The organism is Daejeonella sp. (genome assembly GCF_030695525.1).
GTDB lineage: Bacteria > Bacteroidota > Bacteroidia > Sphingobacteriales > Sphingobacteriaceae > Daejeonella.
The window spans coordinates 1-3391 of the sequence record NZ_JAUYSS010000018.1; the positions used below are offsets into that span (position 1 = coordinate 1).

4 protein-coding genes are annotated in these 3391 nt (G+C 41.0%); 2 read left to right on the forward strand and 2 right to left on the reverse strand.

Going from position 1 to position 3391, the window contains the following annotated elements; genetic code table 11:
- The first annotated feature begins 99 nt into the window (after window positions 1-99).
- Window positions 100-306, forward strand: coding sequence for a hypothetical protein (locus Q8S11_RS03620; protein ID WP_305660712.1), 207 nt, complete (start codon window positions 100-102; stop codon window positions 304-306).
- 2 nt (window positions 307-308) lie between these two features.
- On the forward strand, window positions 309-1724 hold the full coding sequence (locus Q8S11_RS03625) for a transposase (RefSeq protein WP_305660713.1): 1416 nt from the start codon (window positions 309-311) through the stop codon (window positions 1722-1724).
- A 393-nt stretch (window positions 1725-2117) separates the two neighbouring features.
- Here Q8S11_RS03625 and Q8S11_RS03630 read toward each other — a convergent pair whose 3' ends face one another.
- A complete protein-coding gene (locus tag Q8S11_RS03630; protein WP_305660714.1) occupies window positions 2118-2609 on the reverse strand; it encodes a hypothetical protein in 492 nt (163 codons plus the stop codon).
- Window positions 2606-3187, reverse strand: a complete 582-nt coding sequence (locus Q8S11_RS03635; RefSeq protein WP_305660715.1) for an RNA polymerase sigma factor — start codon at window positions 3185-3187, stop codon at window positions 2606-2608. Before Q8S11_RS03635 ends, Q8S11_RS03630 begins: the two co-directional genes overlap by 4 nt.
- Between the last annotated feature and the right edge of the window lie 204 nt (window positions 3188-3391).

The following is a 3391-nucleotide window of genomic DNA, read 5'->3' on the forward strand; positions in this document are numbered from 1 at the left end:
CTCGACTTTGGCTATTTACTAGATAACAAAAAAAAAAGGCTTCATAATTGGATTTGAAGTCTTTTTTTATGACCTTAGTATCTAGTTAAAAGACTAGATATGGGATATCCAACCAAAATACAGCTTATAAAAAGAGCCAAAAGCGAGCAATGGTATGTTAATTTTCCTGCGGCGGTTGCTCAGGCAATAGAATTTCAACAAGGAGAAGTTGTTGAATGGATTATAGATGATCACCAAAGACTTGTCTTGCAAAGAAGTGATCAATCCGTAGCGGGGCTTAAAAAAAAACTCCCTCAGAAAATTTAAGAGTGGTATTCTGTTCTGTTTTCTCTGATTGTAAACTTGCTTTTAAGCAAACAAGGACATGGAAAAGGGCTCAAGTGCTTGCTGAAGGTCTTCTGGGGTGTGTGGGCAGGAATACTGTAACAGGTATGATATCTGCTACCGGCCAGCAGTTTAAAGACTGGTCTGCCGCATACCGCCTTTTTCAGGGAGACAGGATGGATACTGAAAAGCTGCTTTCTATAATCAGGAAAAACGTTGCGGATGCCGTTTCGGCAAACGAACAGGAAATCTATGCCCATATGGATGATACATTGTTGAGAAAATCTGGTAAAAAAGTAGCGGGTGCCAAGTGGATGAGGGATCCGCTCGGACCTCCTTTTCAAACCAATCTTGTCTGGGGCCAGCGCTTTATTCAACTATCCCTTTCTTTATGCCCAAGGATGGGTATGGTTCAGGCCACATCAGTCCCTGTGGATCTTCACCACTGTCCCTCTGCACTCAGGCCTAAAAAAAACAGCCCAAAAGAAGAACATGATCTTTTCAGGGAAACACAGAAGAAGACAAAACTAAGTATCATCGGATCTCAGAGGATCTCTGCTCTGAGGAAGGGGCTTGACTGCGATGGACACAGTGAAAAGAGCCTGGTGATGAGTGTAGATGGCAGCTATACCAACGAGACCGTTCTCAAAAAACTGGACAGAAATGTTATTCTAATTGGAAGGATACGGAAAGACTGTAAGCTTCACGAAGCTCCGGACAATGCCCAAATCAAGGCAAAAGGCAGAAAGCTTGTCTATGGCAAAGAATTACCTACACCCGAAGAGATCCGCCAGTCAGACAAATATGAATGGCAGGATATTAAGGCTTGGGCTGCGGGAAAAGTGCATACCTTCCAAGTCAAAACATTGGAACCGGTTAGATGGAGAAAATCCGGCCCAATGAACCTGAGGCTTGTGGTTATAAGACCTGTAGGCTACAGGCTCACAAAAAAATCAAAAATGCTTTACAGAGACCCGGCATACCTGATATGTACCTCCACAGAGCTTTCTCTAGAAAAACTGCTTCAGGCATATCTGTGGCGCTGGGGTATAGAGGTGAATTTCAGAGACCAGAAAACGCTTTTAGGATGTGGTCAGGCACAGGTAAGAAAAGAAATACCTTGTAGTAAAGTACCGCAGTTTATTACTGCAGTTTACTCCATGTTATTAGTATCAGCCTCAAAGGCAAAAATCACCGAACTGCCACGGCCAAAATGGTACATAAAGAAGAGTAGTCAAAGAACAACCACGCAGGATCTGATCAACCAATTCAAGGCCATAAGCTGGACTGATTCAGTTAGAATCAATTTCTCCGACTTCGTTGCAATGGAACAGAAACAGCAAAGTGCAAAAAATAACCCAATACATTCACTGTCTAACTTGTTTTACGCTCGTAATTAGCCAAACTTTAGGCCCCAGCTTTAGCTGGGGTTAACGAGTTCGTTCGTTTTCGGGCTTCAGCCCAACATTCTGTAACATTTAAGGAACTATAACATTAGGCTTTAGCCTGATAGGGCTGATTTGATTATGTACTCTCATACAATTGCTAATTGGCGCTGAAACACCAAAATTTGTTCCGTTCTGATCACTTAGTTTTTGGGCTGAAGCCCGATCTGGAAACCGGATTCTCACCCGGAGCTAAAGCACCGGGCTATTCATCGATACGGTTATCACGACACTCAGTATTTTTTATTCAATCATTTAAATTACCCATCAGCCAGTGTCACCTCACCTAATAATTGACGGATAGAGTTAAAATAGTTATCCCCTGAGATCCTAACAAATAAATTGCCATTATTTTGACCTTAGCCTCTTCCTTAAGAAACCATCAAAAAGATACAATCCAATTATAATATCAACGAAGAAGAAGATATTGATATAAGTACTTTTCAGATATTTAGCTGAATCAATTGCGGGCATCGTAAATTCAGGCATTTCGAATCCTCCCGTTTGGGACCAGTCGATCTGATAAAATAAAACCCCAAGCAGAGCAGTAATCGTAAAAAGGAAAAATGCAGCAATTCCGAAAATAATTCTTTTATCGATCAATGATTTAAATGAGGCGGGAACAGGTTCCAGGTTGATTCTCTCCATCACATTTCTGGTAAAACCCACTGAGGGTTCATCCTGATCTGCAGCAGAAAGCAGATTATTGAATGATTTACATTCATCATATACCTGCCGGTAAAGCGGATTACTTTTTATCAGCTGCTCGGTTAACTCTCTTTCCTGAAGAGTACCTGTTCCATCCAGATAATCCCAGATTCTTTGTTCTATAAGGTTCATAGTAATTCCCTCACTTCATGGTGTAAAATATTCTCAATTTTTTCTTTCAGGCGATGCCTTGCCCGGTGCAGTTTTACTTTAACTGTACTCGTTTCCATCCCTAAAGCCTGCCCGATCTCTACGAGCGATTGCTCTCCCAGATAAAAAAGTGTAATGATTGCCGCATCATCAGGTAATAACTGATCAATAGCATTGTTCACAAAAACCATTTTCGATTTATGCTCTAATTCATCAGATTTCAGATCTGAAACATGGTTTTCGACCTTCAGCAATACACCCTCAGCATCAAGGGATTGTATATCCAGTTTCTTCTTTCTCAAAAAAGTCATCGCTGTTGTATACACAATACTATAAAGCCAGGTGCTGAATTTAGAAGTATTTCTAAATGTATTTAAAGACCGGTAAGCCTTAATAAAACAGTCCTGAGCAATTTCTTCAGCATCCTCCCGATTCTTCGTAAATCTTAAGGCCAGTGTAAACACAAAGCGTTGGTGGCGCTTCATAAGATCGGCATAGGCCGCCTTATCACCGCCGAGTACCTTATCTATCAGTTCTGTATCTGAATACTTGTTCTGCATCAATCATCCATGTGACGCCTGAATATTTGGTAAGGTTACAGGTTAAACAATAATAAACATTTAATTAAACGTAAGGTAAAACCGAGCTTGCTGGTGCGCGCGTGCCGCGCATTCCAGTATTTATCTAAAGAAGCACACGCGACACGCGTGCGCTAGCAAAATAATGGTTATAATTTTTCAAATATAGCTCTTAAGCAAAATATC

Coding starts and splice junctions, on each gene's coding strand:
- Q8S11_RS03620 (WP_305660712.1), top strand. CDS start 100: ATGGGATATCCAACCAAAATACAGCTTATAAAAAGAGCCAAAAGCGAG.
- Q8S11_RS03630 (WP_305660714.1), bottom strand. CDS start 2,609: ATGAACCTTATAGAACAAAGAATCTGGGATTATCTGGATGGAACAGGT.
- Q8S11_RS03635 (WP_305660715.1), bottom strand. CDS start 3,187: ATGCAGAACAAGTATTCAGATACAGAACTGATAGATAAGGTACTCGGC.